Source organism: Streptomyces sp. NPDC026589 (assembly GCF_040638385.1).
Taxonomy (GTDB): Bacteria; Actinomycetota; Actinomycetes; order Streptomycetales; family Streptomycetaceae; genus Streptomyces.
The window spans coordinates 1-26,878 of sequence record NZ_JBEZYG010000009.1 but is presented as its reverse complement, the minus strand read 5'-3'; the positions used below and the strand labels follow the sequence as shown (position 1 = coordinate 26,878).

At 69.1% G+C, this 26,878-nt stretch carries 24 protein-coding genes and 1 pseudogene; 14 read left to right on the top strand and 11 right to left on the bottom strand.

The annotated features are described in order from the left end of the window. The first annotated feature begins 85 nt into the window (after positions 1-85). From AB0F29_RS17100 to AB0F29_RS17085, 4 genes and pseudogenes are all read left to right on the top strand, one after another. Positions 86-1,210, top strand: coding sequence for a cystathionine gamma-lyase (locus tag AB0F29_RS17100; RefSeq protein WP_361872779.1), 1,125 nt, complete (start codon positions 86-88; stop codon positions 1,208-1,210). Between the two features lie 44 nt (positions 1,211-1,254). Then, positions 1,255-1,734 carry an NUDIX hydrolase gene (locus AB0F29_RS17095; RefSeq protein WP_003967847.1) on the top strand — a complete coding sequence of 160 codons (480 nt, stop codon included), beginning with the start codon at positions 1,255-1,257 and terminating at the stop codon, positions 1,732-1,734. 115 nt (positions 1,735-1,849) lie between these two features. Then, a pseudogene (locus AB0F29_RS17090) lies at positions 1,850-2,377 on the top strand (DUF2269 domain-containing protein). Between the two features lie 4 nt (positions 2,378-2,381). Beyond that, a complete protein-coding gene (locus tag AB0F29_RS17085) occupies positions 2,382-3,287 on the top strand; it encodes a GNAT family N-acetyltransferase (RefSeq protein ID WP_361872777.1) in 906 nt (301 codons plus the stop codon). A gap of 71 nt (positions 3,288-3,358) precedes the next feature. Here AB0F29_RS17085 and AB0F29_RS17080 read toward each other — a convergent pair whose 3' ends face one another. Continuing rightward, the gene (locus AB0F29_RS17080) at positions 3,359-4,600 is read right to left on the bottom strand and encodes an MFS transporter (protein WP_361872774.1); all 1,242 of its coding nucleotides are present in this window, start codon (positions 4,598-4,600) and stop codon (positions 3,359-3,361) included. Between the two features lie 138 nt (positions 4,601-4,738). On the opposite strand from AB0F29_RS17080, the gene AB0F29_RS17075 reads away from it, so the two are divergent. After that, entirely contained in the window at positions 4,739-5,197 is a 459-nt protein-coding gene (locus AB0F29_RS17075; protein ID WP_361872771.1) for a MarR family transcriptional regulator, read from the top strand. Between the two features lie 49 nt (positions 5,198-5,246). Then, a complete protein-coding gene (locus tag AB0F29_RS17070; protein ID WP_361872768.1) occupies positions 5,247-5,699 on the top strand; it encodes a GNAT family N-acetyltransferase in 453 nt (150 codons plus the stop codon). A 105-nt stretch (positions 5,700-5,804) separates the two neighbouring features. Here AB0F29_RS17070 and AB0F29_RS17065 read toward each other — a convergent pair whose 3' ends face one another. From AB0F29_RS17065 to AB0F29_RS17055, 3 genes are all read right to left on the bottom strand, one after another. Beyond that, a complete protein-coding gene (locus tag AB0F29_RS17065) occupies positions 5,805-7,181 on the bottom strand; it encodes a serine hydrolase domain-containing protein (protein WP_361872765.1) in 1,377 nt (458 codons plus the stop codon). Positions 7,182-7,276: 95 nt separating this feature from the next. Beyond that, positions 7,277-8,725 carry an argininosuccinate synthase gene (argG, locus tag AB0F29_RS17060; protein ID WP_361872762.1) on the bottom strand — a complete coding sequence of 483 codons (1,449 nt, stop codon included), beginning with the start codon at positions 8,723-8,725 and terminating at the stop codon, positions 7,277-7,279. Positions 8,726-8,903: 178 nt separating this feature from the next. Further along, entirely contained in the window at positions 8,904-9,395 is a 492-nt protein-coding gene (locus AB0F29_RS17055; RefSeq protein WP_361872760.1) for a MarR family transcriptional regulator, read from the bottom strand. A 137-nt stretch (positions 9,396-9,532) separates the two neighbouring features. Here AB0F29_RS17055 and AB0F29_RS17050 point away from each other — a divergent pair, with 137 nt between their 5' ends. Beyond that, complete coding sequence (locus AB0F29_RS17050; RefSeq protein WP_361873252.1) at positions 9,533-10,267, top strand: dienelactone hydrolase family protein; 735 nt, start codon at positions 9,533-9,535, stop codon at positions 10,265-10,267. Positions 10,268-10,430: 163 nt separating this feature from the next. On the opposite strand, the gene dnaB is transcribed toward AB0F29_RS17050, so the two are convergent. Beyond that, entirely contained in the window at positions 10,431-11,906 is a 1,476-nt protein-coding gene (gene dnaB, locus AB0F29_RS17045) for a replicative DNA helicase (protein ID WP_026290418.1), read from the bottom strand. A gap of 458 nt (positions 11,907-12,364) precedes the next feature. On the opposite strand from dnaB, the gene AB0F29_RS17040 reads away from it, so the two are divergent. After that, a complete protein-coding gene (locus AB0F29_RS17040) occupies positions 12,365-13,702 on the top strand; it encodes an MATE family efflux transporter (protein ID WP_361872756.1) in 1,338 nt (445 codons plus the stop codon). A gap of 133 nt (positions 13,703-13,835) precedes the next feature. On the opposite strand, the gene rplI is transcribed toward AB0F29_RS17040, so the two are convergent. From rplI to rpsF, 4 genes are all read right to left on the bottom strand, one after another. Continuing rightward, positions 13,836-14,282 carry a 50S ribosomal protein L9 gene (gene rplI, locus AB0F29_RS17035; protein WP_003967856.1) on the bottom strand — a complete coding sequence of 149 codons (447 nt, stop codon included), beginning with the start codon at positions 14,280-14,282 and terminating at the stop codon, positions 13,836-13,838. A gap of 18 nt (positions 14,283-14,300) precedes the next feature. After that, a complete protein-coding gene (gene rpsR / locus AB0F29_RS17030) occupies positions 14,301-14,537 on the bottom strand; it encodes a 30S ribosomal protein S18 (protein ID WP_003967857.1) in 237 nt (78 codons plus the stop codon). 43 nt (positions 14,538-14,580) lie between these two features. After that, the gene (locus AB0F29_RS17025; RefSeq protein ID WP_073867202.1) at positions 14,581-15,207 is read right to left on the bottom strand and encodes a single-stranded DNA-binding protein; all 627 of its coding nucleotides are present in this window, start codon (positions 15,205-15,207) and stop codon (positions 14,581-14,583) included. Between the two features lie 74 nt (positions 15,208-15,281). Beyond that, positions 15,282-15,572 (bottom strand): 30S ribosomal protein S6, encoded by a 291-nt coding sequence (rpsF, locus tag AB0F29_RS17020; RefSeq protein WP_018957345.1) that lies wholly within the window; start codon positions 15,570-15,572, stop codon positions 15,282-15,284. Between the two features lie 330 nt (positions 15,573-15,902). On the opposite strand from rpsF, the gene AB0F29_RS17015 reads away from it, so the two are divergent. From AB0F29_RS17015 to AB0F29_RS17005, 3 genes are all read left to right on the top strand, one after another. Then, the gene (locus tag AB0F29_RS17015; protein ID WP_361872750.1) at positions 15,903-16,244 is read left to right on the top strand and encodes a hypothetical protein; all 342 of its coding nucleotides are present in this window, start codon (positions 15,903-15,905) and stop codon (positions 16,242-16,244) included. A gap of 173 nt (positions 16,245-16,417) precedes the next feature. Then, the gene (locus AB0F29_RS17010; protein WP_018957343.1) at positions 16,418-17,536 is read left to right on the top strand and encodes a peptidoglycan bridge formation glycyltransferase FemA/FemB family protein; all 1,119 of its coding nucleotides are present in this window, start codon (positions 16,418-16,420) and stop codon (positions 17,534-17,536) included. A gap of 77 nt (positions 17,537-17,613) precedes the next feature. Continuing rightward, complete coding sequence (locus AB0F29_RS17005) at positions 17,614-18,645, top strand: alanine racemase (RefSeq protein WP_003967862.1); 1,032 nt, start codon at positions 17,614-17,616, stop codon at positions 18,643-18,645. Positions 18,646-18,686: 41 nt separating this feature from the next. On the opposite strand, the gene AB0F29_RS17000 is transcribed toward AB0F29_RS17005, so the two are convergent. After that, a complete protein-coding gene (locus tag AB0F29_RS17000) occupies positions 18,687-20,201 on the bottom strand; it encodes a glycosyltransferase 87 family protein (protein WP_361872746.1) in 1,515 nt (504 codons plus the stop codon). A 171-nt stretch (positions 20,202-20,372) separates the two neighbouring features. Further along, a complete protein-coding gene (locus AB0F29_RS16995; protein WP_361872744.1) occupies positions 20,373-23,141 on the bottom strand; it encodes a transglycosylase domain-containing protein in 2,769 nt (922 codons plus the stop codon). 400 nt (positions 23,142-23,541) lie between these two features. On the opposite strand from AB0F29_RS16995, the gene AB0F29_RS16990 reads away from it, so the two are divergent. The 3 genes from AB0F29_RS16990 (at position 23,542) to AB0F29_RS16980 (ending at position 26,786) form a co-directional block, all read left to right on the top strand. Beyond that, positions 23,542-24,249: a helix-turn-helix transcriptional regulator gene (locus AB0F29_RS16990; protein WP_361872742.1), complete on the top strand. Its 708-nt coding sequence runs from the start codon at positions 23,542-23,544 to the stop codon at positions 24,247-24,249. Positions 24,250-24,308: 59 nt separating this feature from the next. Next, positions 24,309-25,391: an inositol-3-phosphate synthase gene (locus AB0F29_RS16985; protein ID WP_361872739.1), complete on the top strand. Its 1,083-nt coding sequence runs from the start codon at positions 24,309-24,311 to the stop codon at positions 25,389-25,391. Positions 25,392-25,517: 126 nt separating this feature from the next. After that, on the top strand, positions 25,518-26,786 hold the full coding sequence (locus AB0F29_RS16980; protein ID WP_361872736.1) for an MFS transporter: 1,269 nt from the start codon (positions 25,518-25,520) through the stop codon (positions 26,784-26,786). Positions 26,787-26,878 lie beyond the last annotated feature (92 nt).

Sequence of the window (26,878 nt, the reverse complement as noted above, 5' to 3'; positions counted from 1 at the left end):
ACCTCCGGGGAAGGCTGCTCCGGGAACTTCTGGAAGAGTGCGGGGGACACCGGTCCACCACCGGGAGAGCAGCGAAGGAGCAGGCATGAGCACCATGGGCGACGGAACGCGCGCGGTACGCGCCGGGCTTCCCGAACCGGAGCAGTTCGGTCCCACCCTCCCCGGCCCGGTCTTCGCCGCGCACTTCCACCTCTCCGGCGAACCGGTGGGTCCCTACACCTACGGCCGGGAGGCCAACCCGACCTGGACCCACCTGGAGCGGGCCATCGGTGAGCTGGAGGCTCCCGGTGAGGACGTGGGCACGACCGTGTTCGCCTCGGGCATGGCGGCGGTCACCGCGGTACTGCTCTCCCAGGTCCGTTCGGGCGACGCCGTGGTCCTGCCCGACGACGGCTACCAGGCACTGCCGCTCGTACGGGAGCAACTGGAGGCGTACGGGGTCGAGGTCCGGACCGCGCCGACCGGCGGCGACGCCCAGTCGGCCCTGCTGGCCGGGGCGAAGCTGCTCTGGATCGAGAGCCCGTCCAACCCGGGCCTGGACGTCTGCGACATCCGGCGGCTGGTCGAGGCCGCGCACGCGGCGGGCGCGCTGGTCGCCGTCGACAACACCCTGGCCACCCCGATCGGTCAGCGCCCGCTGGAGCTGGGCGCCGATTTCTCGGTCGCCAGCGACACCAAGGGCATGACCGGGCACGGCGACATCCTGCTCGGCCACGTGACCTGCCGCGATCCCCGGCTGACGGCGGACGTACGGCGCTGGCGCAAGGTCGTCGGGGCGATTCCGGGGCCGATGGAGGCCTGGCTGGCGCACCGCTCGCTGGCCACACTCCACCTGCGCATCGACCGGCAGTGCACCACCGCTCTCGCTCTCGCCGAGGCGCTGACGAAGCGTGCGGAGGTCACCGGGCTGCGGTATCCGGGACTGCCCACCGACCCGTCGCACGTCGTCGCGGCGCGCCAGATGCGGCGCTTCGGATCCGTGGTGTCCTTCGAGCTGGCCGACCGGGAGACCGCGGAGCGCTTCCTGTCCGCGCTGCGCCTGGTCGACGACGCGACGAGCTTCGGCGGCGTCCGGTCCACCGCGGAGCGCCGGGGCCGCTGGGGCGGCGACGCCGTGGCGGAGGGCTTCATCCGTTTCTCGGTCGGCGCGGAGGACCCCGAGGACCTGCTCGCCGACGTCGAACAGGCGCTGAACACGGCGGTCCGGTAGGCCGGGAGAGTTTCAGACGGTCCCGCACGGGCCACTCTCTTGCCATGACCGAACGTCCTGTGGTCAAGCGCACCGCACGCGCCGTCCTGCTCGACGGCGACGACCTCATTTTGATCAAGCGCACGAAGCCGGGAGTCGATCCTTACTGGCTCACGCCCGGCGGCGGGGTCGAGCCGGAGGACGCCACCGTCGTCGAAGCACTGCACCGCGAGGTCGACGAGGAGCTGGGCGCCAAGATCGTCGACGTGGTCCCGTGCTTCGTCGACACCGTGGAACACATCGCGGACGGCGGCGTGACGGGAGTGAAGGTCCAGCACTTCTTCGTCTGCCGACTGGCGTCGATGGACGTCTCCCTGCGGCACGGCCCGGAGATCGACGAGCCCACCGGGGAGTACGAGATCGTCCGGGTGCCGTTCAGCCGGGTCGGGATCGCGGCCGTGCACCTCGTTCCGCTGTCACTGCGGCACTACCTCGACGGCAACATCGAAGGCGTACGGGCGATGCACGCCCCCGACCTGGGCTGACACCTCCCACCGCGGGCACGCGCCCCGGCCCCGGGGCGCGTACTCCCCAGCGGGTACCCATGGATACTCCCGCTGCCAGACGCCCCGGGAAGCCCCTCGCGCCATCGTGTTTCACGTGAAACCACTCAAGCGCCCCGTACGCCGAGGAATCCTCGTCGCCCATGTCGCCGTCTCCGTCAGCTGGCTCGGCCTGACCGTCGGCCTGCTGACGCTCGGCATCACCGCGTTCGCCACCGGAGATCCGGCCACCGCGTAGGCCGCCACCCGGTCCATGAAGATCTACGGGGACTGGCTGGTGGTCCCGGTGGCCCTGCTCGCCCTGGTGAGCGGCCTGGTGCTGTCGCTGGGCACTCCGTGGGGCCTGGCCCGGCACCGCTGGGTGTGGATCAAGTTCTGGCTGACTCTGGTCACGACAGGCCTGTCGATCTTCTCCCTGCGCCCCGGCATCAACGCCGCGGTCGCCGACGGAGCGGTGGACATCGACCTCGTGATCGCGCCGTCGGTGGCGACGGCGGCCTACCTCTTCATCACCGCGACCTCGGTGCTCAAGCCCTGGGGGCTCACCCGGCGCGGCAGGCGGCTGCGGATCTCGGCCAGTTCCGCGAAATCGGTGGACGCGCGATCATCCCGTCAGACAGCCTGACCCCATGCACAGCCCAACACCCCTCTCCCTCGTCGAGCTGCCCATCCGGCGCCTGAACCGGGGAGACCTGGTCCCGTGCGCCGATCTCTGCGAGGACCGCGGCTGGCCGCGCGACGAACACCGGTGGGGGCTGCTCCTCGCGGCCGGCGCCGGATACGGGATCGACGCCCCGGACGGCAAGGGCCTGGCGGGGACCTGCCTGACCATGCCCTACGGATCCGGCCTCACCGCGGTCGGCATGCTGCTCGTCGCCGACCGCTACGGACGTCGGGGGCTCGCCCGTCGGCTCATGCGCCACGTGATGGAAGCCGTGGGGGACACCCCGCTCGTCCTGTACGCCACCGAACAGGGACAGCCGCTCTACGAGGACCTCGGCTTCTCCGCCGTGGGCCGGACCGAACGCGTCGGCGGCCGTTTCGGAGCGGGCGGCCCCGACGGCTCCCCCTCCGGCTCTCCCTCCCCCTCGGCCTCTCACCCGTCCGTGACCACCCGCCCGGCAGCGGCGGACGACCTGCGGGCGTTGGTCCGGCTCGACCTCCCCGTGTTCGGCGCCGACCGGACGCATCTGCTCGCCCGGCTGCCCGCCTTCTCCGACCGGCTCCAGGTCGCCGAGGAGCACGGTGAGCTGATCGGCTACGCGGCGCTCTGGCCGAGCGGGCAGGCCGAGGTGGTCGGGCCGCTGATCGCCCGGGACACGGCCACAGCGCAGGCCATGGTCACGGCCCTGGCCGCCACGACGGACCGGCCACTGCGCACCGACGTCCACGCCGCGCACAAGGAATTGCTGGGCTGGCTGGTGGAGCGCGGGCTGGAGCCCCTCACCAGGACCACCGTGATGACCTACAACATCACGGACCTGCCCGGCGATGCCGCCCGCAGGTTCGCCCCGCTCACCCTCGCGACGGGCTGACGCGAGGCAGCCGCACCGCCACGAGGACGGTGCCGCTGCTTCGCGATGCGTGGCCCCGGGGAAGGGGCGGCTCAGTGCCGGGCCGCTGCAGCGACGGCCGGCTCGGGGCCGCTCCCGGCGACGATCGCCGGCTCGGGGCCGCTCCCGGCGACGATCCGGCTCCTGCTGGTCTCCCGGCGCTCCAGCAGGCTGGAGAGCACGGCCAGGACCAGGGCCGACGCGGCGAGCGCGGCGCCGACCCAGTTGGGGGCGGTGTAGCCGAGGCCTGCGGCGATCACGAGACCGCCGAGCCAGGCGGAGAGGGCGTTGCCGAGATTGAACGCCCCGATGTTGACCGCGGAGGCCAGCGTCGGCGCACCCGCCGCCTGGTCGAGGACCCGCTTCTGCAGCGGAGGCACGGTCGCGAAGCCCAGGGCGCCGATCAGAACGATGGTGACGGCCGCGGCGATCTTGTTGTGGGCGGTCACGGTGAACAGGCCGAGCACCACGGCGAGCGAGCCGAGCGAGACGTACAGCATGGGCATCAGGTGGCGGTCGGCGAACCGGCCGCCGATCAGGTTGCCCCCCACCATGCCGAGGCCGAAGAGCACGAGCAGCCAGGTGACGGACGAAGCCGAGTAGCCGGCGATCCCGGTCATCATCGGGGTGATGTACGTGATCGCGGCGAAGACTCCGCCGAAGCCCAGGACGGTCATGGCCATGGCCAGTAGCACCTGGACATTGCGGAACGCGGCCAGCTCGTGGCGGATGCGCACGTCTTCCGGCCGGGGCTGGTCCGGTACGAGCTTCGCGACGCCGAGCAGTCCCACGACGCCCAGAACGGCGACGAGGAGGAAGGTGGTCCGCCAGCCCGCGGTCTGTCCGATGAAGGTGCCCAGCGGAACGCCGACGACGTTGGCGACGGTGAGCCCGGTGAACATCATGGCGATGGCCCCGGCCTTCTTCTGCGGGGCGACCAGATCGGCCGCGACCACCGAGCCGATGCCGAAGAAGGCACCGTGCGCGAGGGAGGCGATCACCCGTCCGGCAAGCATGACTCCGAAGACGGGGGCGAGCGCGGACACCACGTTGCCCACGATGAAGAGCCCCATGAGGAGCATCAGCATGCGCTTGCGGGTGACACGCGTGCCGAGCAGCGTCATCAGCGGGGCGCCGAGGACCACACCGAGCGCGTAGCCGGTCACCAGGAAGCCCGCGGTCGGGATCGAGACCTGGAAGTCACCGGCGACCTCGGGGAGCAACCCCATGATCACGAACTCGGTCGTTCCGATCCCGAATGCCCCGATGGCGAGGGCGAGGAGCGCGAGCGGCATGGGTTTCACCTTCCCTGAAGATTGCGTCTGCGCCTTACGAGCGTCCACAATAATTGCAGGCGCTGACTAATTGCAAGCGCGGGCTATTGCAGACGTCCCCTATCCTGGAGTCACGCAGCTCCCGCCCGGAGGAGAGACATGACAGCGACCGACCCCGCCCTGACCGCCATCGCCCAGAGCTGGTGCGCGCTCTCCCTGCTTCACGGGAAGATCGAGGCCCGGATCGAGCGGGCCCTCCAGTCCGGCCACGGACTCAGCGCCCGCGAGTACTCCCTGCTCGACGTGTTGAGCAGGCAGCACAACGGCATCGGCGGACATCTCCAGATGAAGCAGGTCGCCGACGCCGTGGTCCTCAGCCAGAGCGCCACCACCCGGCTCGTCACCCGGCTCGAAGACCGGGGGCTGCTGACCCGCTACCTGTGCGACACCGACCGCCGCGGCATCTACACCGACGTCACCGAGGCCGGGATCACCTTGCTGGAGACGGCCCGGCCGACGAACGAGAACGCGCTGCGGGCGGCACTGGACGAGGCGGCCGAGAACCCTGAGCTCGCCCCTCTGGTCAGGGCCGTCGAAGAGCTCAAGGTCCCGGTCTGACCGAGCCTGATCGGCGCGGCACCCCCGGGGCCGTCCTAGGATGCCGATCATGAGTGATCTCGCCATACGACCCGCCGTCCAGGACGACCTGCCCGCGGTGGTCGCGATGCTCGCCGACGACCCTCTGGGCGCGCAGCGCGAGTCACCGGACGACCTCGCCCCTTACCAGGAGGCGCTCCAGCGGCTGGCCGACGACCCGAACCAGCACGTGGTCGTCGCCGTTCGCGAGGACCGGGTCGTCGGCACACTGCAGCTGACCGTCGTCCCGGGGCTGTCCCGCCGCGGCGCGACCCGCTCCATCATCGAGGGGGTCCGCATCCACGCCGACGAGCGCGGCAGCGGCCTCGGCACCCAGCTCATCCAGTGGGCGGTGGACGAATCCCGCCGCCAGAACTGCCAGTTGGTGCAGCTGACGTCGGACGTCACCCGCGAGGACGCGCACCGTTTCTACGAGCGGCTCGGCTTCACCGCCAGCCATGTGGGCTTCAAGCTGGCGCTCTGACGAGCGCGGACGGGTGGGCGTTTCACATAAACGCAGGTGAGCGTTTCACATAAAACGCGGGTGGGTGTTTCACGTGAAACACCCACCCGCTACCCGGCGGGAAGATCAGCCGGCGAACCCGCGCCAGCCCTCCGCGTCCACGCCGCCGGGCACGGCCGCGCCCGCCTCGTACGGCTCCCGGGTGAAGACGAACGAGCCGAGGTCGAGGTGGTCCACCGAGCCGTCGTCCTTGCGTACGACGCGCAGGGTCTCCCCCGCGTAGTAGTCGTTCTGGCCCGTCCAGGTGCCGTCCGGGCGGTACGTGAAGGCCGCGCCTCGTCCTTTGCCGCCCAGCGGCGTGAGCTGCAGGCCCCGGTCCCCCGTGAGCCTCAGCGTGACCGGGTGGGTGCCCCAGTGCCAGATCCCGGTCAGCGCGAGCAGCTCGTCGTCCACCTCGGGCAGTGGGCGCCAGGGCTCCGGGATCCGCGGCTCGGCCTCGACCACGATCCCCAGGAGTTCGGCGGCCACCATCGCGGCGGGCAGCCCCGAGGTGACGTTGGCAAGAACGACTGCGGCCACGTCGTCCTCTTCGCTGACCCAGAGGCCGGCGACGAACCCGGGAAGCGATCCCGAATGCCCGAAGAGCACGCGCTCCTCGCCCCCGACGATCTGGAGTCCGAGACCGTAACCGCTGCCGCCCGTCTCGGCCGGTGCGGCGGGCGTCCGCATCTCCCGTACGGAGGAGGCCGACAGGACCCGGTCGTCGCCCTCGGTCAGGAAGGCGGCGAACCGCAGCAGGTCCGCCGCGGTGGACCAGAGCTGACCGGCGGGCGCCATGATCCCGAGGTCCTCGGCGGGTTCGCTCAGCATGACATCGGCCCAGGGGTGGACGGCCCAGCCGCCCGCGTGCGGAGCCACGGGCTCGCTCGTCGTGCGGCGCATACCCAGCGGCTCCAGGATCTCGCTGCGCAGCGCCTCCCCCCAGGAGACGCCACGCACCGCTTCCACCAGTGAACCGAGCAGAGTGTAACCAGGGTTGGAGTAGTGATGGCGATGACCGGCCGGATGCCTCTGCGGCCGGTCGCCCAGCACGTCGGCGAGCTCGGGCCGCAGGCCGCCGGGCGTCCGCTCCCACCAGGGGGCGGGTGCTTCGGCGCCCAGCCCCGCGCTGTGGCCCAGCAGCTGAAAGACGGTCACCCCGCCCGCCCCCGTGCCGGGGAGGTGCTTCTCCAAAGGATCGTCCAGGTCGATCAAGCCCTGGTCCCGGAGCCGCAGAACCAGAACGGCGGTGAACGTCTTGGTGATCGAACCGATCCGGTACTGCGTATCGACGTCGGGAGCATGCCCCTCGACGCACGTACGCGCCCCGCTCCAGGCCGTACGCCCCTGCCGCCGCACCGCGGCCACGAGGGACGGCGCGCGGCCGTCCCGCTGGGCGACGGCGATGCGGTGCAGCAGGGCGCGTCGGGTACTGGGAAGCAGGTCTTCGCCGATGGAAGTCATGGTCCAACCCCTACCCGACGGGCAGCCCCCTGACGAATCCTTTTCCACGGAGTCGCGGCCCGGACCAGCACGACCCGCACCAACGACGTTTTCGGTCAGTCGGTGCCGAACTCCATCGCGGCGTGGTCGAGCATCTCGTCGCCACCGGCCACCCTGCCGCGTGAGGCGATGACCTCGGCACCGCCCTGCGGCATCGCGCCGATCAGCCCGGTGGAGGCCGCCTGAGCGGCGCCGATGAGCGCGGGATGGGTCGATCCGACCATGCCGAGGCCGGCGTACTGCTCAAGCTTGGCACGCGAGTCGGCGATGTCGAGGTTGCGCATCGTGAGCTGGCCGATCCGGTCCACCGGACCGAACGCGGAGTCCTCGGTGCGCTCCATCGACAGCTTGTCCGGGTGGTAGCTGAACGCCGGCCCGTCGGTGTCCAGGATCGAGTAGTCGTCACCACGCCGCAGCCGCAGCGTCACCTCTCCGGTGACCGCCGTGCCCACCCAGCGCTGCAGCGACTCGCGGATCATCAGCGCCTGCGGGTCGAGCCAGCGGCCCTCGTACATCAGCCGGCCGAGCCGCCGCCCCTCGTTGTAGTAGGTGTCCAAGGTGCCCTCGTTATGGATCGCGTTGACCAGCCGCTCGTACACCACGTGCAGCAGCGCCATCCCGGGTGCCTCGTAGATGCCGCGGCTCTTGGCCTCGATCACCCGGTTCTCGATCTGGTCGGACATGCCCATACCGTGCCGTCCACCGATCGCGTTCGCCTCCATCACCAGGTCGACCGGGGTGGCGAACTCCTTGCCGTTGATCGTCACCGGGCGGCCCTGGTCGAAGCCGATCGTCACGGTCTCGGCAGCGATCTCCACCGCGGGATCCCAGAACCGCACGCCCATGATCGGCTCCACGGTCTCGATCCCGGCGTCGAGGTGCTCCAGAGTCTTGGCCTCATGGGTGGCGCCCCAGATGTTGGCATCGGTCGAGTACGCCTTCTCGCTGCTGTCGCGGTAGGGCAGCTCGTGGGCGATCAGCCACTCCGACATCTCCTTGCGGCCGCCGAGCTCGGAAACGAAGTCCGCGTCCAGCCACGGCTTGTAGATCCGCAGATGAGGGTTGGCGAGCAGCCCGTAGCGGTAGAACCGCTCGATGTCGTTGCCCTTGAACGTCGACCCGTCGCCCCAGATCTGTACGTCGTCCTCCAGCATCGCCCGGACCAGCAGGGTGCCCGTGACGGCACGGCCGAGCGGCGTGGTGTTGAAGTAGGCGCGCCCACCCGACCGAATATGGAACGCGCCGCAGGTGAGCGCGGCCAGCCCCTCCTCGACCAGCGCCGCACGGCAGTCGACCAGGCGGGCGATCTCGGCACCGTACGTCGCCGCGCGCCCGGGCACCGAGGCGATGTCGGGCTCGTCGTACTGGCCGATGTCGGCGGTGTAGGTGCACGGGACGGCACCCTTGTCGCGCATCCACGCGACGGCGACCGAGGTGTCGAGACCGCCGGAGAAGGCGATGCCGACACGCTCGCCGATGGGCAGGGAGGTGAGAACCTTAGACATAGTAAGAGTATGCATCCGAACGCATGATCATTCAACGTGGCGAGCCCGGGGAACTTCCGCACCGCCCCGAGGACGCCCCGTCGGCGTGGAAGAGATGTGTCCTCGACGATCAGCGCATCCGCTCAGCCCTGGGCGCGCCGGACCGTGCTCGCCGGCCCGAGGCCGATCTGTCATGAGGTCAGGACGGGCCGGCGTGGTGGTCCAGCAGGCGGGCGAGCAACCGGACGAGCTGGTCGCGTTCGGACGGGCTCAGCGGCGCGAGCAGTTCACCCTCCAGGACGTCCAGGGTCTCGTCCAGGAGGCTCAGGCGCCGGCGGCCCGGTGTGGAGATCGTGATGACGTTGCGGCGCCGGTCCGCGGGATCGGGCGCCCGCTCGACGAGCCCGCGCTCCGCGAGTTCGTTGAGCACACCGACCATGTCGCTCCGGTGGATGCCGGAGCGCTTGCTCAGCTCGGCCTGGCTGCCGGGTCCGTACTCCTGCAGCGAGGCGAGCACGGCGTAGTGCCACTTGCGCGCATCGACCCGTACCAGTCCGTCGTTGATCAGCCGGTCCGACCGCCCGGTCAGTTGCGACAGCAAGCGGCTCGGCCGACGGCGCAGCCGTTCGGGTGTTCTGGGAGAGCCGTCGTCGGGACTGTCCACGGTTTCGGCTCCGTCGGATCCGTCCATGACGTCCACTCTCCTTGCGTCGGGCCGACCGGCGCTGTACGTTCGCTCGCACCAAAACGTTAGTGCCACCAACGTTAGCGCCATGAACGGTAGCGCCTTGACCGTCAACGGCGAACTCCCAGGAAGGAAGAGCCGCCATTCCCAGCAAGACCGTGCAGATCTCCACCGCGGACGGTCTGGCCGATGCCTTCGCCGTCCATCCCGAACACGGCGACCGGTATCCAGGGGTGCTGATGTACGCGGACGCCTTCGGCATCCGTCCCGTACTGCGCGAGATGGCCCGCGAACTGGCCGGGCACGGCTACTACGTGCTCGTCCCCAACTTCTTCTACCGGAACGGGCCGACACCGGTCGTCGATCTTCCCGATCACATCGGAGAAGAGGACCGAGACGCACTCATCGGCCGGCTGATGCCCTTGATCGAGGCACACACCGCCGAACGCGTCGCGCGCGACGCCGACGCCTACCTCTCGTTCCTCTCGGCCCAGCCCGAGGTGGCCGCCGGACCGGTCGCGGTGACGGGTTACTGCATCGGCGGCCTGCTGGCGACCCGTACCGCCGCGGCCCGCCCCGCACAGGTGGCCGCCGTCGCCGCGTTCCACGCCCCCGTCTCCGCCGACGGGCCCGACAGTCTGCGCCGCCTCACCGCCGAGGTCCACTTCGGCCACGCGGCGACGGACCTCACACCCGAGGCGCTCGGCGAGCTCAACGGGTTCCTGGACACCGCGGGCGTCGGCTACACCTCCGAGATCTACCCCGGCACCGTCCACGGCTTCACCATGTCCGACACCGACGCCTTCGACCCGGCCGGACTGCGGCGCCACTGGGACCGCCTGCTTCCCCTGCTCGCCCGCACCCTGACGGACGCCTGAGGTCCGGAGGCCCCCGGCGCCCCGCTCGTCGCGCCCGGGTCTCCGCAGACCGCGCCTGCTCGGCGCCCCGGCTCCGCCCTCGACCGGGGCCGGACCGAACCCCTTGCCTCGTCCTCTGCCTGAGCCGGGGGCCCGGGTGAGTCCTGCGCGGGCGGGCGAGCCGTCAGGTCTGCGCCATGTCCACGAAACGGGAGTAGTGGCCCTGGAACGCCACGGTGATCGTGGCCGTCGGGCCGTTACGGTGCTTGCCGACGATGATGTCCGCCTCGCCCGCGCGCGGTGACTCCTTCTCGTAGGCGTCCTCGCGGTGGAGCAGGATGACCATGTCGGCGTCCTGCTCGATGGAACCGGACTCACGCAGGTCGGACACCATCGGCTTCTTGTCCGTGCGCTGCTCGGGGCCACGGTTCAGCTGCGAGAGCGCGATCACCGGGACTTCCAGCTCCTTGGCCAGCAGCTTGAGGTTTCGGGACATGTCCGAGACCTCCTGCTGACGGCTCTCGGAACGCTTCGATCCACCGGCCTGCATCAGCTGCAGGTAGTCGATGATCACGAGCTTGATGTCGTTGCGCTGCTTGAGTCGGCGGCACTTCGCGCGGATCTCCATCATCGACAGGTTGGGGGAGTCGTCGATGTACAGCGGAGCGGCCGAGACCTCGGGCATCCGGCGGGCGAGCCGCGTCCAGTCCTCGTCCGTCATCGTGCCGGACCGCATGTGGTGCAGGGCCACCCGTGCCTCGGCCGACAGCAGACGCATGGCGATCTCGTTGCGCCCCATTTCGAGGGAGAAGATGACGCTGGGCAGGTTGTTCTTGATCGACGCGGCACGCGCGAAGTCCAGCGCCAGTGTGGACTTACCCATGGCGGGGCGGGCCGCGATGACGATCATCTGGCCGGGGTGCATGCCGTTCGTCAGGGCGTCGAGGTCCGTGAAGCCCGTCGGCACACCGGTCATCTCGCCGCTGCGCGACCCGATGGCCTCGATCTCGTCGAGCGCGCCCTCCATGATGTCGCCGAGGGGGAGGTAGTCCTCACTGGTGCGCTGCTCGGTGACCGCGTAGATCTCGGCCTGCGCGGAGTTGACGATCTCGTCGACGTCCCCGTCGGCCGCGTATCCCATTTGCGTGATCTTCGTGCCCGCCTCGACCAGCCGGCGGAGCACCGCCCGCTCGTGGACGATCTCCGCGTAGTACGAGGCGTTGGCCGCGGTGGGCACGGACTGCACCAGGGTGTGCAGATACGGTGCTCCGCCGACCTTGGTGATCTCTCCGCGCTTGACCAGCTCGGCGGCGACCGTGATCGGGTCGGCGGGCTCGCCCTTGGCGTAGAGGTCGAGGATCGCCGTGTAGACGGTCTCGTGGGCGGGGCGGTAGAAGTCGTGCCCCTTGATGATCTCCACGACGTCCGCGATGGCGTCCTTGGACAGCAGCATGCCGCCGAGGACGGACTGCTCGGCGTCCAGATCCTGGGGCGGCACCCGCTCGAACCCGGGGGAACCGCCTTCCCAGGCCTCGTCCGAGCCGCGGTCGTGGCGGTCCTCACGTCCCTTGCGGTCCCCCCGACGCTGGCGGGAGACGGGCAGACGGTCCCCGGGGCCGGTCTCGGTCCAGGGGTCGTCCAAAGGCTCGGGAATGCTCACCGGGCCGCCTCCTCCCGTCCGCATCGCGGACCTAGCCGTGCCACTCTTTCTTACGGCACGGCACCGACAAACAGGTCGCCCGACTCCACTTCCGGCGCATCTGGTTCGGTGGATTCCGGTGCCGGAACGGAGTGCGGGCGCCGCACCACGGTAGGCCCCTCCGCACCGTCAGCCAATCTGGTTATCCACAGGGCATGTGGACGACGGACCAGATGCTGTGGAGAACCCTGCCGAACCTGTGCACGGACCGGGGGACAGCACTGTGGACAAACTCATAGCGATAGCGGCGTGACCACTCTGACCTGCACATTCTCCGTCCACTGACTGTGGGGGAGAAAAACTTTCGCCCTCATTTCAAGATCACCGCAAACGGCGCGGGAAGGAAGGTCCCACCGGTCCACAAGTAAGGGCCGTAGGCCGATTGCATGTCTTACCTGTGGAAGATTAGATTGACCCCCATGACCAAGGCCCCCGCGACACCGAAGAACGGCCGCAGACGGCACGACCGCGAGATCATCGCCCTTGCCGTACCGGCGTTCGGCGCACTCGTCGCCGAGCCCCTGTTCGTGATGGTCGACAGCGCCGTCGTAGGCCACCTCGGCACCCCGCAACTGGCCGGCCTCGGCATCGCCGCAGCCCTCCTGATGACGGCCGTGAGCATCTTCGTCTTCCTCGCCTACGCGACCACGGCTGCCGTCGCCCGCCGCGTGGGGGCGGGCGATCTCCCCGCCGCCATCCGCCAGGGCATGGACGGCATCTGGCTCGCCCTGCTTCTCGGAGCAGCCGTCGTCGCCCTCGCGGTACCGACGGCCCCATGGCTCGTCGGCATCTTCGGCGCGTCCGACACCGCGGCTCCGTACGCCATCACGTACCTGAGGATCTCCATCCTCGGCATTCCGGCCATGCTCGTCGTGCTCGCCGCCACCGGCGTACTGCGCGGCCTCCAGGACACGCGCACCCCGCTGTACGTGGCCATCGGCGGTTTCACGGTGAACGCCGCCCTCAATGTGACCCTCGTCTACGGTGCCGGGCTCGGGATCGCCGGTTCCGCCTGGGGAACGGTGATCGCCCAAGTCGGTATGGCCGCCGCCTATCTCGTCGTGGTGGTCCGCGGAGCCCGAAGGCACAACGCCTCTCTGCGCCCCGACGCGGCCGGCATCAGGGCCAGCGCACGGGCCGGAGTGCCGCTGCTGATCCGGACCCTGTCTCTGCGCGCCGTCCTGATGATCGCCACAGCCGTCGCCGCCCGGCTCGGGGACGTCGACATCGCCGCGCACCAGATCATCCTCTCCCTCTGGAGTCTGACCGCGTTCGCACTCGACGCCATCGCCATCGCCGGGCAGGCGATCATCGGACGCTATCTGGGGGCGAACGACGAGAAGGGCGCCCGCGAGGCCTGCCGCCGCATGGTCGAGTGGGGTATCGGTTGCGGCATCCTGCTCGGCGTCCTGATCGTGCTCGCCCGGCCTCTGTTCATCCCGCTGTTCACCAGCGACCCCTCGGTGCAGGACACCCTGCTCCCCGCGCTCCTGGTCGTGGCGGTCTCCCAGCCGATCGCCGGCGTGGTCTTCGTGCTGGACGGCGTCCTGATGGGAGCCGGCGACGGACGCTATCTCGCCTGGGCGATGCTGGTGACGCTCGCCGTCTTCGCACCCGTCGCGCTCCTGGTGCCCTCCCTCGGCGGCGGGCTCACCGCGCTCTGGTGGGCAATGACGCTGATGATGGCGGTCCGCCTCGTCACACTCTGGCTGCGTACCCGGTCGGGCCGGTGGATCGTCACCGGAGCCACGCGCTGACCCGTACGCTTCGCGGCCTGTTTCACGTGAAACAGGCCGCCGGTGTTTCACGTGAAACACCACGCATCACAGCAGACAGAAAGGGCCGCACCCATGGGGTGCGGCCCTTCACTGACTCAGCTGAGCTCTGCCCTTAGGCAGCAACGACCTCGACGCCGAGCTTCGCTGCGACCTCGGGGTGCAGACGGACGGACACCTGGTGTCCGCCGAGCGTCTTGATCGGCGAGCCGAGCTCGACGCGACGCTTGTCGACGTCGGGACCACCGGCGGCCTTGATCGCCGCAGCGACGTCGGCCGGGGTGACCGAGCCGAAGAGACGGCCGGCGTCGCCGGAGCGAACAGCCAGACGAACCTTCACGCCCTCGAGCTTGGCCTTGATCTCGTTGGCCTGCTCGATCGTCGCGATCTCGTGGATCTTGCGGGCGCGGCGGATCTGCGCCACGTCCTTCTCGCCGCCCTTGGTCCAGCGAATGGCGAAGCCACGCGGAACCAGGTAGTTACGGGCGTACCCGTCCTTGACGTCGACGACGTCGCCGGCGGTGCCGAGGCCGGAGACCTCGTGGGTGAGGATGATCTTCATGCTCTTGTCACCCTTCCCTTATCGCGCGGTGGACGTGTAGGGCAGCAGCGCCATCTCACGGCTGTTCTTCACAGCCGTGGCGACGTCACGCTGGTGCTGCGTGCAGTTGCCGGTGACGCGGCGGGCACGGATCTTGCCACGGTCGGAAATGAACTTCCGCAGCATGTTCGTGTCCTTGTAGTCCACGTACTGGGTCTTGTCCTTGCAGAACGCGCAGACCTTCTTCTTAGGCTTGCGCACAGGCGGCTTCGCCATGGTGTTTCTCCTGTGTGATCAAGAAGTGGGGGTACGAGCAGCCCTAGAAGGGAGGCTCGTCCGAGTAGCCGCCGCCAGAGGAACCGCCGGAGCCGCCGGAACCGCCGGAGCTTCCGCCCCAGCCGCCTCCGCCGCCCTGCTGTCCCCCGCCGCCCTGGCCGCCTGCCGGCGCGCCGGTCGCCCACGGGTCGTCGGCGGGTGCACCGCCGCCGCCCTGCTGGCCACCGCCACCGGGACCGCCGCCCCAGTTGCCGCCGCCCTGCTGGCCGCCGCCGTATCCACCCTGGCCGCCCTGACCACCGCGACCGGTGGTCTTGGTGACCTTGGCCGTGGCGTTCTTGAGGCTGGGGCCGACTTCCTCGACGTCCAGCTCGTAGACCGTGCGCTTGACGCCCTCACGGTCCTCGTAGGACCGCTGCTTCAGCCGGCCCTGCACGACGACGCGCATGCCTCGCTGAAGCGACTCCGCGACGTTCTCCGCCGCCTGACGCCAGACCGAGCAGGTGAGGAACAGGCCTTCGCCGTCCTTCCACTCATTGGTCTGCCGGTCGAAGATGCGGGGAGTGGACGCGACACGGAACTTCGCGACCGCCGCACCGGACGGGGTGAAGCGCAGCTCGGGGTCGTCGACGAGATTGCCGACGACCGTGATGACGGTCTCGCCTGCCATGGGTGAACCTCTCGGCGGGGATTGCTTCTGGCTGCTTGCTGCTACTCGGACCCGAAAACCGCTGAGCTAGAAGCTCAGTGGATCTCGGGACGGAGGACCTTGGTCCGGAGGACCGACTCGTTCAGGTTCATCTGGCGGTCGAGCTCCTTGACGACCGCAGGCTCGGCCTGCAGGTCGATGACCGAGTAGATGCCCTCGGGCTTCTTCTTGATCTCGTAGGCGAGCCGACGACGGCCCCAGGTGTCGACCTTCTCCACCTTTCCATCGCCCTCACGGACGACGGAGAGGAAGTTCTCGATCAGCGGGGAGACTGCTCGCTCCTCGAGATCGGGGTCGAGGATGACCATCACCTCGTAGTGACGCATGTGGAACCCACCTCCTTTGGACTCAGCGGCCACGGTCGTTCCGTGGCAGGAGGGTCGTGATGCGTGTTGCAACGGCGTTCCCGAGGAGAACACCCAGCACTGACAATCCGCTCCCGAACGATCCCGGAGACGGGGTTCGGGGGAGGCTCGCCGTGCTGGCCTGGGCAGACACCGGTGCAGACCGTACAGACTACCCGTAGACCGGCTTCCGGTTGAAATCAGGAGCTCAGAGGGCACAATCGAGACAGATGCGGTGTGAAAGGCGCTACACCCGCCACGGTGCGCGGGGCCCTGGATCCACCGCCCATCCGTCCGGCCAGGAGGTACTCCATGGCACAGACCATCCGACCCGCAGGCTCCCGGTCCCCGACCGGCCGCCGCGCCACCGGTTCACTCTTCGCGACGGACGGCAGACCGCATCCCGTCCAGGACGTCCTGATGGTGGTGACCGGGGTGCTCGGCGTCCTCGCGTTCGTCACGGCGATGTTCCACCATCTGCATCTGATCAGCTCCTGGGCGGGGCTCGTCGGGATCCTGACCGGCGCCTACGGCCAGTACATCTCGAAGACCACCTGGGAGCGGTTCGGCCTGATCATGGGCATCGGGGCCTCCGCGGTCGGCTTCTACCTCGGCATGGCCCACGGCGGTCTCTTCGGCGGCGTGATCACCTGACCGGAGCACCGGCCGGAGCACGGACCGGCGCGGGGCGCCCAGGCGCCCGCGCCGGTCCGCCGTACGTTCCGGGCCCCCGGGGCCAGGCCGGGCGCCCCTGGGTCACAGTAGGCTTCGGCGCGAGAGCCGGAGCCCCTGACCGATGGGGACACACCTGCCGAGGAGCGCCCCGCATGAGCCTGACCCTGAGGACCATCAGCCGAGAGCAGCATCTGGCGTACATCCAGAGCCTGCCCTCGGCCAGTCACTGCCAGGTCCCGGCGTGGGCTGACGTGAAGACCGAATGGCGCTCGGAGAGCCTGGGCTGGTTCGACAAGAACGGCGAGATCGTCGGCGCCGGCCTCGTCCTGTACCGCCAGCTGCCCAAGATCAAGCGCTACCTGGCGTACCTCCCCGAGGGCCCGGTCATCAACTGGTACGCACCGAATCTGGACGACTGGCTCCAGCCGATGCTCGCGCACCTCAAGCAGCAGGGCGCCTTCTCCGTGAAGATGGGCCCGCCGGTGGTCATCCGCCGCTGGGACTCGGCGGCCATCAAGTCCGGCATCCAGGACCCCGACGTGAAGCGCCTGCGCGACGTCGAGGCCACGCACATCGAGCCGCGCGCCTTCGAGGTCTCCGACCGGCTGCGGAAGATGGGCTGGCAGCAGGGCGAGGACGGCGGCGCCGGCTTCGGTGACGTACAGCCGCGCTACGTCTTCCAGGTGCCGCTGGCCAACCGTTCGCTCGAGGACGTCCTCAAGGGCTTCAACCAGCTGTGGCGCCGCAACATCAAGAAGGCCGACAAGGCCGGCGTCGAGGTCGTCCAGGGCGGCTACGAGGACCTGGCCGAGTGGCAACGGCTGTACGAGATCACCGCCGTGCGCGACCGCTTCCGGCCGCGCCCGCTCTCGTACTTCCAGCGCATGTGGACCGTCCTCAACTCCGAGGACCCCAACCGGATGCGCCTCTACTTCGCCCGGCACAACGGCGTGAACCTCTCCGCGGCCACGATGCTCGTCGTCGGCGGCCACGTCTGGTACTCCTACGGCGCCTCCGACAACATCGGGCGCGAGGTCCGGCCGTCGAACGCGATGCAGTGGCGCATGCTGCGCGACAGTTACGCGATGGGCGCGACCGTCTACGACCTGCGCGGGATCAGCGACTCACTGGACGAGACCGACCATCTCTTCGGCCTGATCCAGTTCAAGGTCGGCACCGGCGGCGAGGCCGTCGAGTACGTCGGCGAGTGGGACTTCCCGCTCAACAAGCTGCTCCACAAGGCGCTCGACATCTATATGTCGCGCCGCTGATCCGCTCCACCGCACATCTGGGCACACACCGTTCGTTCCTGATTCATCGCAGCCACCAGAAAGGTTCCGGGCCGGCCATGGCGCTCTCCCTCTACGTCGACACCGCGCGCTGGCGGGCGCACCAGAAGTCCGTGATCGACCAGTTCCCCGGTCTCGTACCCGTCTGCAAGGGCAACGGCTACGGCTTTGGTCACGAGCGCCTCGCCGACGAGACGATCCGCTTCGGATCCGACACCCTCGCCGTCGGGACGACCTACGAAGCGGCCCGGATCAAGGACTGGTTCAGCGGCGACCTGCTCGTCCTGACCCCGTTCCGGCGCGGTGAGGAGCCCGTGCCCCTGCCGGACCGCGTCATCCGGTCCGTCTCCTCCGTCGACGGGGTGCACGCCCTGGTGGGCGCCCGGGTCGTCATCGAGTGCATGAGCTCGATGAAGCGCCACGGCGTCAAGGAGGAGGAGCTCGGGCAGCTGCACGCGGCGATCGAGGACGTACGGCTCGAAGGCTTCGCCCTGCATCTGCCCCTGGACCGCACCGACGGCTCCGACGCCGTCGAGGAGGTCATCGGCTGGATGGACCGGCTGCGCGCGGCCCGGCTGCCGCTGCACACCATGTTCGTCAGCCATCTGCGCGCCGAGGAGCTGGCCCGGCTCCAGCAGCAGTTCCCCCAGACCCGGTTCCGCGCCCGTATCGGCACCCGGCTCTGGCTCGGCGACCACGAGGCCACCGAGTACCGGGGGGCCGTCCTGGACGTCACCCCCGTCGTCAAGGGCGACCGGTTCGGCTACCGCCAGCAGAAGGCCGCCTCCGACGGCTGGCTGGTCGTCGTGGCCGGCGGTACGTCCCACGGGGTCGGCCTGGAGGCGCCCAAGGCGCTGCACGGCGTGATGCCGCGGGCCAAGGGCGTCGCCCGCGCGGGGCTGGCCACGGTCAACCGCAACCTGTCGCCGTTCGTCTGGGCGGGCAAGCAACGGTGGTTCGCCGAGCCGCCGCACATGCAGGTATCGATCCTGTTCGTGCCCTCGGACGCCCAGGAACCGCGGGTCGGTGACGAGCTGGTCGCCCATCTGCGCCACACCACCACGCAGTACGACCGGCTCGTCGACCGCTGAGCCCGCCGGGCGCGGCCTGAACGGACGCCCCCGGCCCCGGGTCAGCTGTCCCGGCCGGGTGCGGCGCCCCGCTCCACCTGTGGTCCCGTGACCGTCGGGGCCTTGTGCCCGGACGGACGGGGCTCGGGCGCCAGCACGAACGCGTCCGGAGCCCCGTCGAGGACTCCGCCCGACGGGTCGTCCGACCCGTCCCCGCGCACCGGGTCCTTCTCCGGCTGCAGGATGTCCCGGACGATCAGCGCGCACAGATACAGCGTGCCCAGCAGATGCAGGGCGATCGCGACCTGGTAGCCCTCCTGCGGCAGCCCCTGGTGCTTGTCCCCGCCGCTGGTGTAGGCGAGGTAGAACCAGATCCCGAGGAAGTACATGACCTCGCAGGCCTGCCAGATGAGGAAGTCGCGCCAGCGCGGCCGGGCCAGGACGGCCAGCGGGATCAACCAGAGCACGTACTGCGGTGAGTAGACCTTGTTCGTCAGGATGAACGCGGCCACCACCAGGAACGCCAGCTGGGCGAAGCGCGGCCGGCGGGCCGCGGAGAGCGCCAGGCCCGCGATGCCCGCGCAGAACACGACCATCAGGACGACCGACGCGGTGTTGACCGTCTCCACCTCGATGGGCTTGCCGGTGCGCTGGGTGATGATCAGCCAGAACGAACCGAAGTCGATGGGCCGCTCCTGGCTGAACGTGTAGAACTTCCGCCACCCCTCGGGGGCGAAGAGCATCACCGGCAGATTCACCACCAGCCAGGCCGCTCCCGCGCCCAGCAGCGCCGTCCCGAACTCGCGCCACCTGCCCGCCCGCCAGCAGAGCACCAGGAGCGGGCCGAGCAGCAGGACGGGGTAGAGCTTGGCCGCGGTCGCCAGGCCGATGAGGATGCCGAACGCGAGCACCCGGCCCCGGGACCACATGAGCATCGCCGCGGCCGTCAGGGCGACGGCCAGCAGGTCCCAGTTGATGGTCGCGGTGAGGACGAACGCGGGGGCCAGCGCGACCAGGAGTCCGTCCCAGGGGCGACGGCGGTGCGTACGGACGGTGCACACGGCGACGACGACCGCGCAGATCATCAGCATGCCCGCGTTGACCATCCAGTACATCTGCTCGCGCTGCTGGATGGGGTCGCTGTCCGGCGTCAGCGTCAGCCAGGACGCCACCTGCATGAACACCCCGGTCAGCACCGGGTACTCCAGGTACTGCATATCGCCGCTCAGCCGGTCGAAGTACGGCACGAGGCCGTCGGCGAACCCGCGCCCCATGAAGAGGTGCGGAATGTCGGAGTAGCAGGCGTGGGTGTACTGCGAGGTGGCGCCGCGGAACCAGGCCCATTCGTAACAGGGGATCTTCTGCACCATGCCGAGGGCGAACATCCCGATCATGACCAGCGCGACGACGCGCACGGGCGTGAGCGGGCCGTCGCCGAGCCGCGCCCAGCGTCCCACCCGGCCGCCGAACAGCTCGCTGCCGGCCGCCGCGACCTCGTCCTGATCGGTGGGCCGCACGACGGGCCGCTCCTGGTGCACGCTCGTGTCTTCTGCGCTGGGGCTTGGCATGCCGCACATCCTGCCGTACGGGGCTGTGCCCGGGGCAAGGACCGCCCGGGGGACACGGGCACAGATCCGGGTTGCCGCGTGCCGCCGCCGGGAACGCGGCGAGGGCCGCCGTACCCGGGTGGGTACGGCGGCCCTCGCCGCTGTGACGGGCCGGCCCTGAGGCTCGGCAGGGGCGTCCGGCTATCCGTTGTTGCCCCAGATGGAGCCGGTCCCGCCCGGGTTGCCATTGGCTCCCTGAGCTCCGCCGTTGTCGGCGTCGCCGTTGGCTCCGGTGTTGTCGCCCCCGTCGGTCGTCCCGGTGTTGTCGCCCCCGTCGGTCGTCCCGGTGTTGTCGCCCCCGCCGTCCGCTCCGGCGTTCGCCCCGCCGTTGGCCTCCTGGCAGTTCGGGTCCCAGATGCCGCAGGTCCTGCTCGGCGACGGCGTCGGCGGACTCGGGGTGGTCTGGGTCGGCTTCGGACTCGGCGACGGCTTCTCCTCTTCCTCCTCGGAGGGCGTCGGCGAAGGCGTGGGGCTGGGCGTGGGGCTGGGGCTCTCCGCGCCACCGCCCCACACCTTTTTGCCCAGCTCCTTCGGTTCCGGGAAGGAGACGACCTTCTTGCCCTTCATCGCACCGGTCATGTAGTCGTGCCAGATGGAGGCCGGGAACGAGTTTCCGTGGATCTTCGCCTCACCACCGGTGCCGAACATCTTCAAGAACTCGCGCTCTTCGTTCGTCTCGTCGTCGTCGAGCCGGAACATGCTGATGGCGGTCGAGATCTGCGGCGTGTACCCGACGAACCAGGCGGACCGGTTGCCGTCCGTCGTACCGGTCTTGCCCGCGGCTTCACGGCCCTCAAGGCGGGCGGGCTCGCCCGTTCCCTTCTCCACGACGTTCTTCAGCACGTCGGTCACGTTGTCGGCGATGACCGGGCTGAAGGCACGCTTGGGCTTCTTCTCGTGCTGGAAGACGACCTCGCCCCCCTTCTTCACCTCGGTCACCGAGTACGTGTCGTTCTGCTGACCACTCGTGGCGAAGGTGGCGTAGGAGCCGGCCATCCGGATGGCGCTGGGCGACGAGGTGCCGATGGAGAACGAGGGAACGCTGGAGTCCGCCATAAAGGTGTCGTCCTTCAGACCGGACGCGACGGCGACGTCCTTGACCTTGTCCGTACCGACGTCCATGCCGAGCTGCACGAACGGGGAGTTGGCGGACTTCTCCATGGCCGTCCGCAGGTCGATGTCTCCGTAGTCATAGTTGCCGTCGTTGGTCTGGCGCCATTCCTTGTCGTCCTCGTTCAGCCAGATCTTGCCGGTGTAGTCCCTGATCCGCAGGCCGTCGTCGCCGTTGTACTTGCTCTCCGGGGAGACCTGGGTGCGCTCGGAGTTGCTCTGCTCCGGCCCGCCGGACGGGTTACGCACGCCGTACTGCATGGCCGCGGCCAGGACGAACGGCTTCCACGTCGAACCGACCTGGGCACCGGTGGCGTCCGCGTTGTTCGTGAAGTGCGTGGTGGCGTTCTGGCCGCCGTACGTGGCGATGATGGCGCCGGTCTTCGCGTCGACGGACGCACCGCCGAACTCGACGTGCGTGTCCGTCTTGGGGCGGTCCTTGGGCCGGATCTTGGCCTTGTAGACCTTGTTCACCGCTGCTTCGAGCTCCTTCACCCTCTTCTTCTGGAAGGTGGTGTGGATCTCGTAGCCGCCCAGTTCGAGCTTCTTGGCGTCGATGTTCTGCTTGTTGTTGGCAAGGAAGTACTTCTTGGAGAGTTCCACCAGGTAGCCGGTCTGGCCGCCCAGCTTGGCGTCCTTCTTCTTCGGCAGCGGCATGGGGAACTTCGTGTACTTGGCGCGGTCCTCCGCCGTCATGCGCCCGTCCTTGACCTGCTCGTCAAGGATCCACTTCCAACGGTCCTTGGCCCGCTCGGTGTTCTTCTCCGGGGTCGCGTTGGCCTTGTCGATGTCGGGGGCGCCGGCGGGGTCGTAGTAGCTCGCGCCCTTGAGCAGGGTGGCCAGGAAGGCGCACTCGCTCGCGTTCAGTTCGTCGGCGTCCTTGTTGTAGTAGGTGCGGGCCGCCGCCTGCAGCCCCGAGGCCCCACGTCCGTAGTAGGAGACGTTGAGGTAGCCCGCCATCACCTTTTCCTTGCTGTCCTCACCGGCGACCTTGAGCGTGATGAAGAGTTCCTGGAACTTCCGCTTGAGCGTCTGGTCCTGGGTGAGCATGGAGTTCTTCACGTACTGCTGGGTGATGGTCGAGCCACCCTGGGTCTCACCGCCCGTGGCCATGTTCAACACCGCACGGCCGATGCCCACCGGGTCGATGCCCTTGTCCGTCTCGAAGCTCTTGTTCTCGGCCGAGATGACGGCGTTGCGCATCTCTTCCGGGATCTGCTCGTACTTGAGGATCTGGCGGTTGACCGCGCCACCGGTCGCCACCATCTGCGTGCCGTCGGCCCAGTAGTAGACGTTGTTCTGCGCCTCGGCCGCTTCGTTGATGTTCGGCTTGGACACCCAGGCGTACGAGATACCCCCGACGCCCATCAGCACGCCGAGGAAGCCCAGACAGAGACCCGACACCAGCTTCCACGAGGGCACCCAGCGGCGGAACCCGTACCTGCCGTGGCGCGGGTAGTCGATGATGCGCTTCTCGCCGGAGTCACCGTGGTCGTGCCCCCGGCCCCCCGGACCGTCGGAACCGCCGCCACCGCGGCGTCGGCCGCCGCCGCCCGCGCCGTGGCCCCCGGCGTCGGCACCCCGGCGCCGACCGCCCTTCTGGGCCGCGCGGCGGGCCTCGGCGCGGCTGCCGAACTGGCGCTCCTCGCCGTGGGACTCGGACGGAGATTCGGAAGGTGATGCCGACGTGGCTCTGCGTGACGGGACTGCTCGGCGTCCGGTCGACTGCTGGGCGGCTCGTCTGGCCGCTGCACGCCCGCCACCCTGTGGCTGAGACGTTTTGCGACGGTGCTCGCTCATGGAACGACTACTCCTCGGGCAGGCGAGAGCGCCTGGAAGCGGCAGTTGAGATCCGGTCCCCCCGAATTACGGACAAGCCACTGCGGAAGGCTCATCCGCGGTACATCCGGCAGTCCGCGATGACTGACGCGCGAAAGCGCCTCGCGGTTCCCGGTGGTCTGCATGCCGCACAGACTACGCACGGTCAAAACCCGCCTAGGGCCGAACTTCACCCCAAACAACGCAAGTCGAACCCTGGGAATTGCTGATGTGACGCCGTTCACGAAGGTCACCCTTGTCGAACAGGTCGGAGCGATCTATCGTGCTGATGTATCGAGTCGATACATCAGCGCGGCATAAGTACGCCGGTGGTACCGGTGGGCCGTGCCGACGGAAGCAGCGGGAGAAGGAGGAGGCACCGGTGAGCAGACGCTCCGGCATCCTCGAGTTCGCTGTCCTCGGCCTGCTCCGCGAATCGCCGATGCACGGCTACGAGCTGCGCAAACGCCTCAACACCTCGCTGGGGATCTTCCGCGCGTTCAGCTACGGAACCCTCTATCCCTGCCTCAAGACGCTGGTAGCCAGCGGCTGGTTGATCGAGGAGCCCGCCGGTGATCCGGCGGACACCGCGCCGGCCACCGGACGCCCGACCGCCGCGTCCTCCTCACTGACGGGACGCCGGGCGAAGATCGTCTACCGGCTGACGGCAGAAGGTAAGGAGCACTTCGAGGAGCTGCTGTCGCACACCGGTCCGGACGCCTGGGAGGACGAGCACTTCGCAGCGCGCTTCGCCTTCTTCGGGCAGACCGAGCGCGAGGTGCGGATGCGGGTCCTCGAAGGCCGGCGCAGCCGGCTGGAGGAGCGCCTGGAGAAGATGCGCGCCTCTCTCGCCCGCACCCGTGAACGACTCGACGACTACACACTTGAGCTGCAGCGACACGGCATGGAGTCCGTGGAGCGCGAAGTGCGCTGGCTGAACGAGCTCATCGAGAGCGAGCGGTCGGGACGGGATCAGCGACGATCCTCGCCCGAGGGCTCTGCTCAGCAGGACACACCTGGAGAGACGGGCGGCCTGCCCCGGCACCGGGACACCACCCGGCCGGATCCGTCCGACGACACCGCCAAGTGAAGTCATCGCACTCCGCGGCGACTTCATCGGAAACACCGATTACACAGGGAGCAACCGGAATGGGTTCGGTTCGCGTAGCCATCGTAGGCGTGGGCAACTGCGCCGCCTCGCTGGTGCAGGGCGTCGAGTACTACAAGGACGCCGATCCGGCCGGCAAGGTGCCCGGTCTGATGCACGTCCAGTTCGGCGAGTACCACGTCAGTGACGTCGAGTTCGTCGCCGCCTTCGACGTCGACGCGAAGAAGGTCGGCCTCGACCTCGCGGACGCCATCGGCGCCAGCGAGAACAACACCATCAAGATCGCGGACGTGCCGAACACGGGCGTGACCGTCCAGCGCGGCCACACCCACGACGGCCTGGGCAAGTACTACCGCGAGACGATCGAGGAGTCCGCGGACGCCCCGGTCGACATCGTCCAGATCCTCAAGGACAAGCAGGTCGACGTTCTCGTCTGCTACCTGCCCGTCGGTTCCGAGGTCGCTGCGAAGTTCTACGCGCAGTGCGCCATCGACGCCAAGGTCGCGTTCGTCAACGCTCTCCCGGTGTTCATCGCGGGCACCAAGGAGTGGGCGGACAAGTTCACCGAGGCCGGTGTCCCGATCGTCGGCGACGACATCAAGTCCCAGGTGGGCGCCACCATCACGCACCGCGTGATGGCGAAGCTCTTCGAGGACCGGGGCGTCATCCTGGACCGCACGATGCAGCTGAACGTCGGCGGCAACATGGACTTCAAGAACATGCTCGAGCGTGAGCGCCTGGAGTCCAAGAAGATCTCCAAGACGCAGGCCGTCACCTCGCAGATCCGTGACCGCGAGCTCGGTGCGGACAACGTCCACATCGGCCCCTCGGACTACGTGGCCTGGCTGGACGACCGCAAGTGGGCGTACGTGCGCCTCGAGGGCCGCGCGTTCGGCGACGTTCCGCTGAACCTGGAGTACAAGCTCGAGGTGTGGGACTCCCCGAACTCGGCCGGTGTCATCATCGACGCCGTCCGTGCGGCGAAGATCGCCAAGGACCGCGGCATCGGTGGCCCGATCCTCTCGGCTTCCAGCTACTTCATGAAGAGCCCGCCCGTGCAGTACTTCGACGACGAGGCGCGCGAGAACGTCGAGCGGTTCATCAACGGCGACACCGAGAGCTGAACCGGCCCTCTCGGCCGAGAAGCCTCACCGGAGCACTGAGCGGAGACGCTCACCTCTTCCTGCCGCACGTCGGGGGTCCCCGGGCAATCCGCCCGCGGACCCCCGACGTGTGTGACGCTTGCTCCCATGTCTGTCGCGCGTGATCTGCGCACCCTGCTGCGGCTGCGGAATTTTCGCCGCCTGCTCACCGTGCGGCTGCTGTCCCAGTCCGCCGACGGCGTCTACCAGGTCGCCCTCGCCGCGTACGTCGTCTTCTCCCCCGAGAAGCAGGCGTCGGCCGCCGCCATCGCTTCCGCGATGGCCGTGCTCCTCCTGCCCTACTCCCTGATCGGCCCCTTCGCGGGGGTTCTGCTGGACCGCTGGCCCCGACGCCAGGTCTTCCTCTACGGGAACCTCCTGCGGGCCGCTCTGGCCTGCTCCACGGCCCTGCTGATTCTCGCCTCGGTGCCCGACTGGCTCTTCTACGCCTCGGCTCTCTGCGTCACCGCCGTCAACCGTTTCGTGCTGGCCGGTCTCTCCGCCGCCCTGCCCCGGGTGGTCGACACCGATCGCCTCGTCGTCGCCAACTCCCTGTCTCCCACCGCCGGCACTCTGGCGGCCACCGCGGGAGGCGGTCTCGCTTTCGCCGTACGGCTGGTGGCCGACGGGTCCGACGCGGCGGTCGTGCTGTTGGGATCGATGCTCTACCTGCTCTCCGCGCTGGCGTCCCTGAGCCTGCCCCGCGCCCTGCTGGGACCGGATACCGACGGGAGCCCCCTGCGACTGCGAGCCGCTCTGGCCGCCACCGCGCGCGGGCTCGTCGCCGGGCTGCACCATCTGGCGCAGCGGAGACACGCGGCCGGGGCGCTGGCCGCGATGACCGTGATCCGCTTCTGTTACGGCGCCCTCACCGTGATGGTGCTCATGCTGTGCCGCTACGCCTGGTCGGACACCGAGTCCGACGGTCTGGCCCTGCTCGGCCTGGCGGTCGGGGTGTCCGGTGCGGGATTCTTCGTCGCCGCCGTCCTCACCCCCTGGGCGGTGGGCCGGCTCGGCCGGTACGGGTGGATCGTGGGCTGCGCCGGTGCGGCGGCGATCCTGGTACCCGCCCTGGGCCTCTCCTTCGCCCTTCTCCCGATGCTGATCGCCGCGTTCGTGCTCGGCGTCGTCACCCAGGGGTCGAAGATCGCGACCGACACGGTGGTGCAGACCTCGGTCGACGACTCCTTCCGCGGCCGGGTCTTCTCGCTCTACGACGTGCTCTTCAACGTCGCGTTCGTGAGCGCCGCGGGGGTGGCGGCTCTCATGCTCCCGCCCGACGGCAGATCGGTCGCCGTCGTGGTGGTCGTATCGGTGCTGTACGCGGTGGTCGCGATGACGATGTTCCGCCGGCGACGGATCGACGGTTACCGGTAGCCGGTCATGGATGTGGCGAGGGGCGTTGTTTCACGTGAAACAACACCCCACGCCCCAAACCGTGGGTGTTTTTTTTAGTGTAAAAAAATACC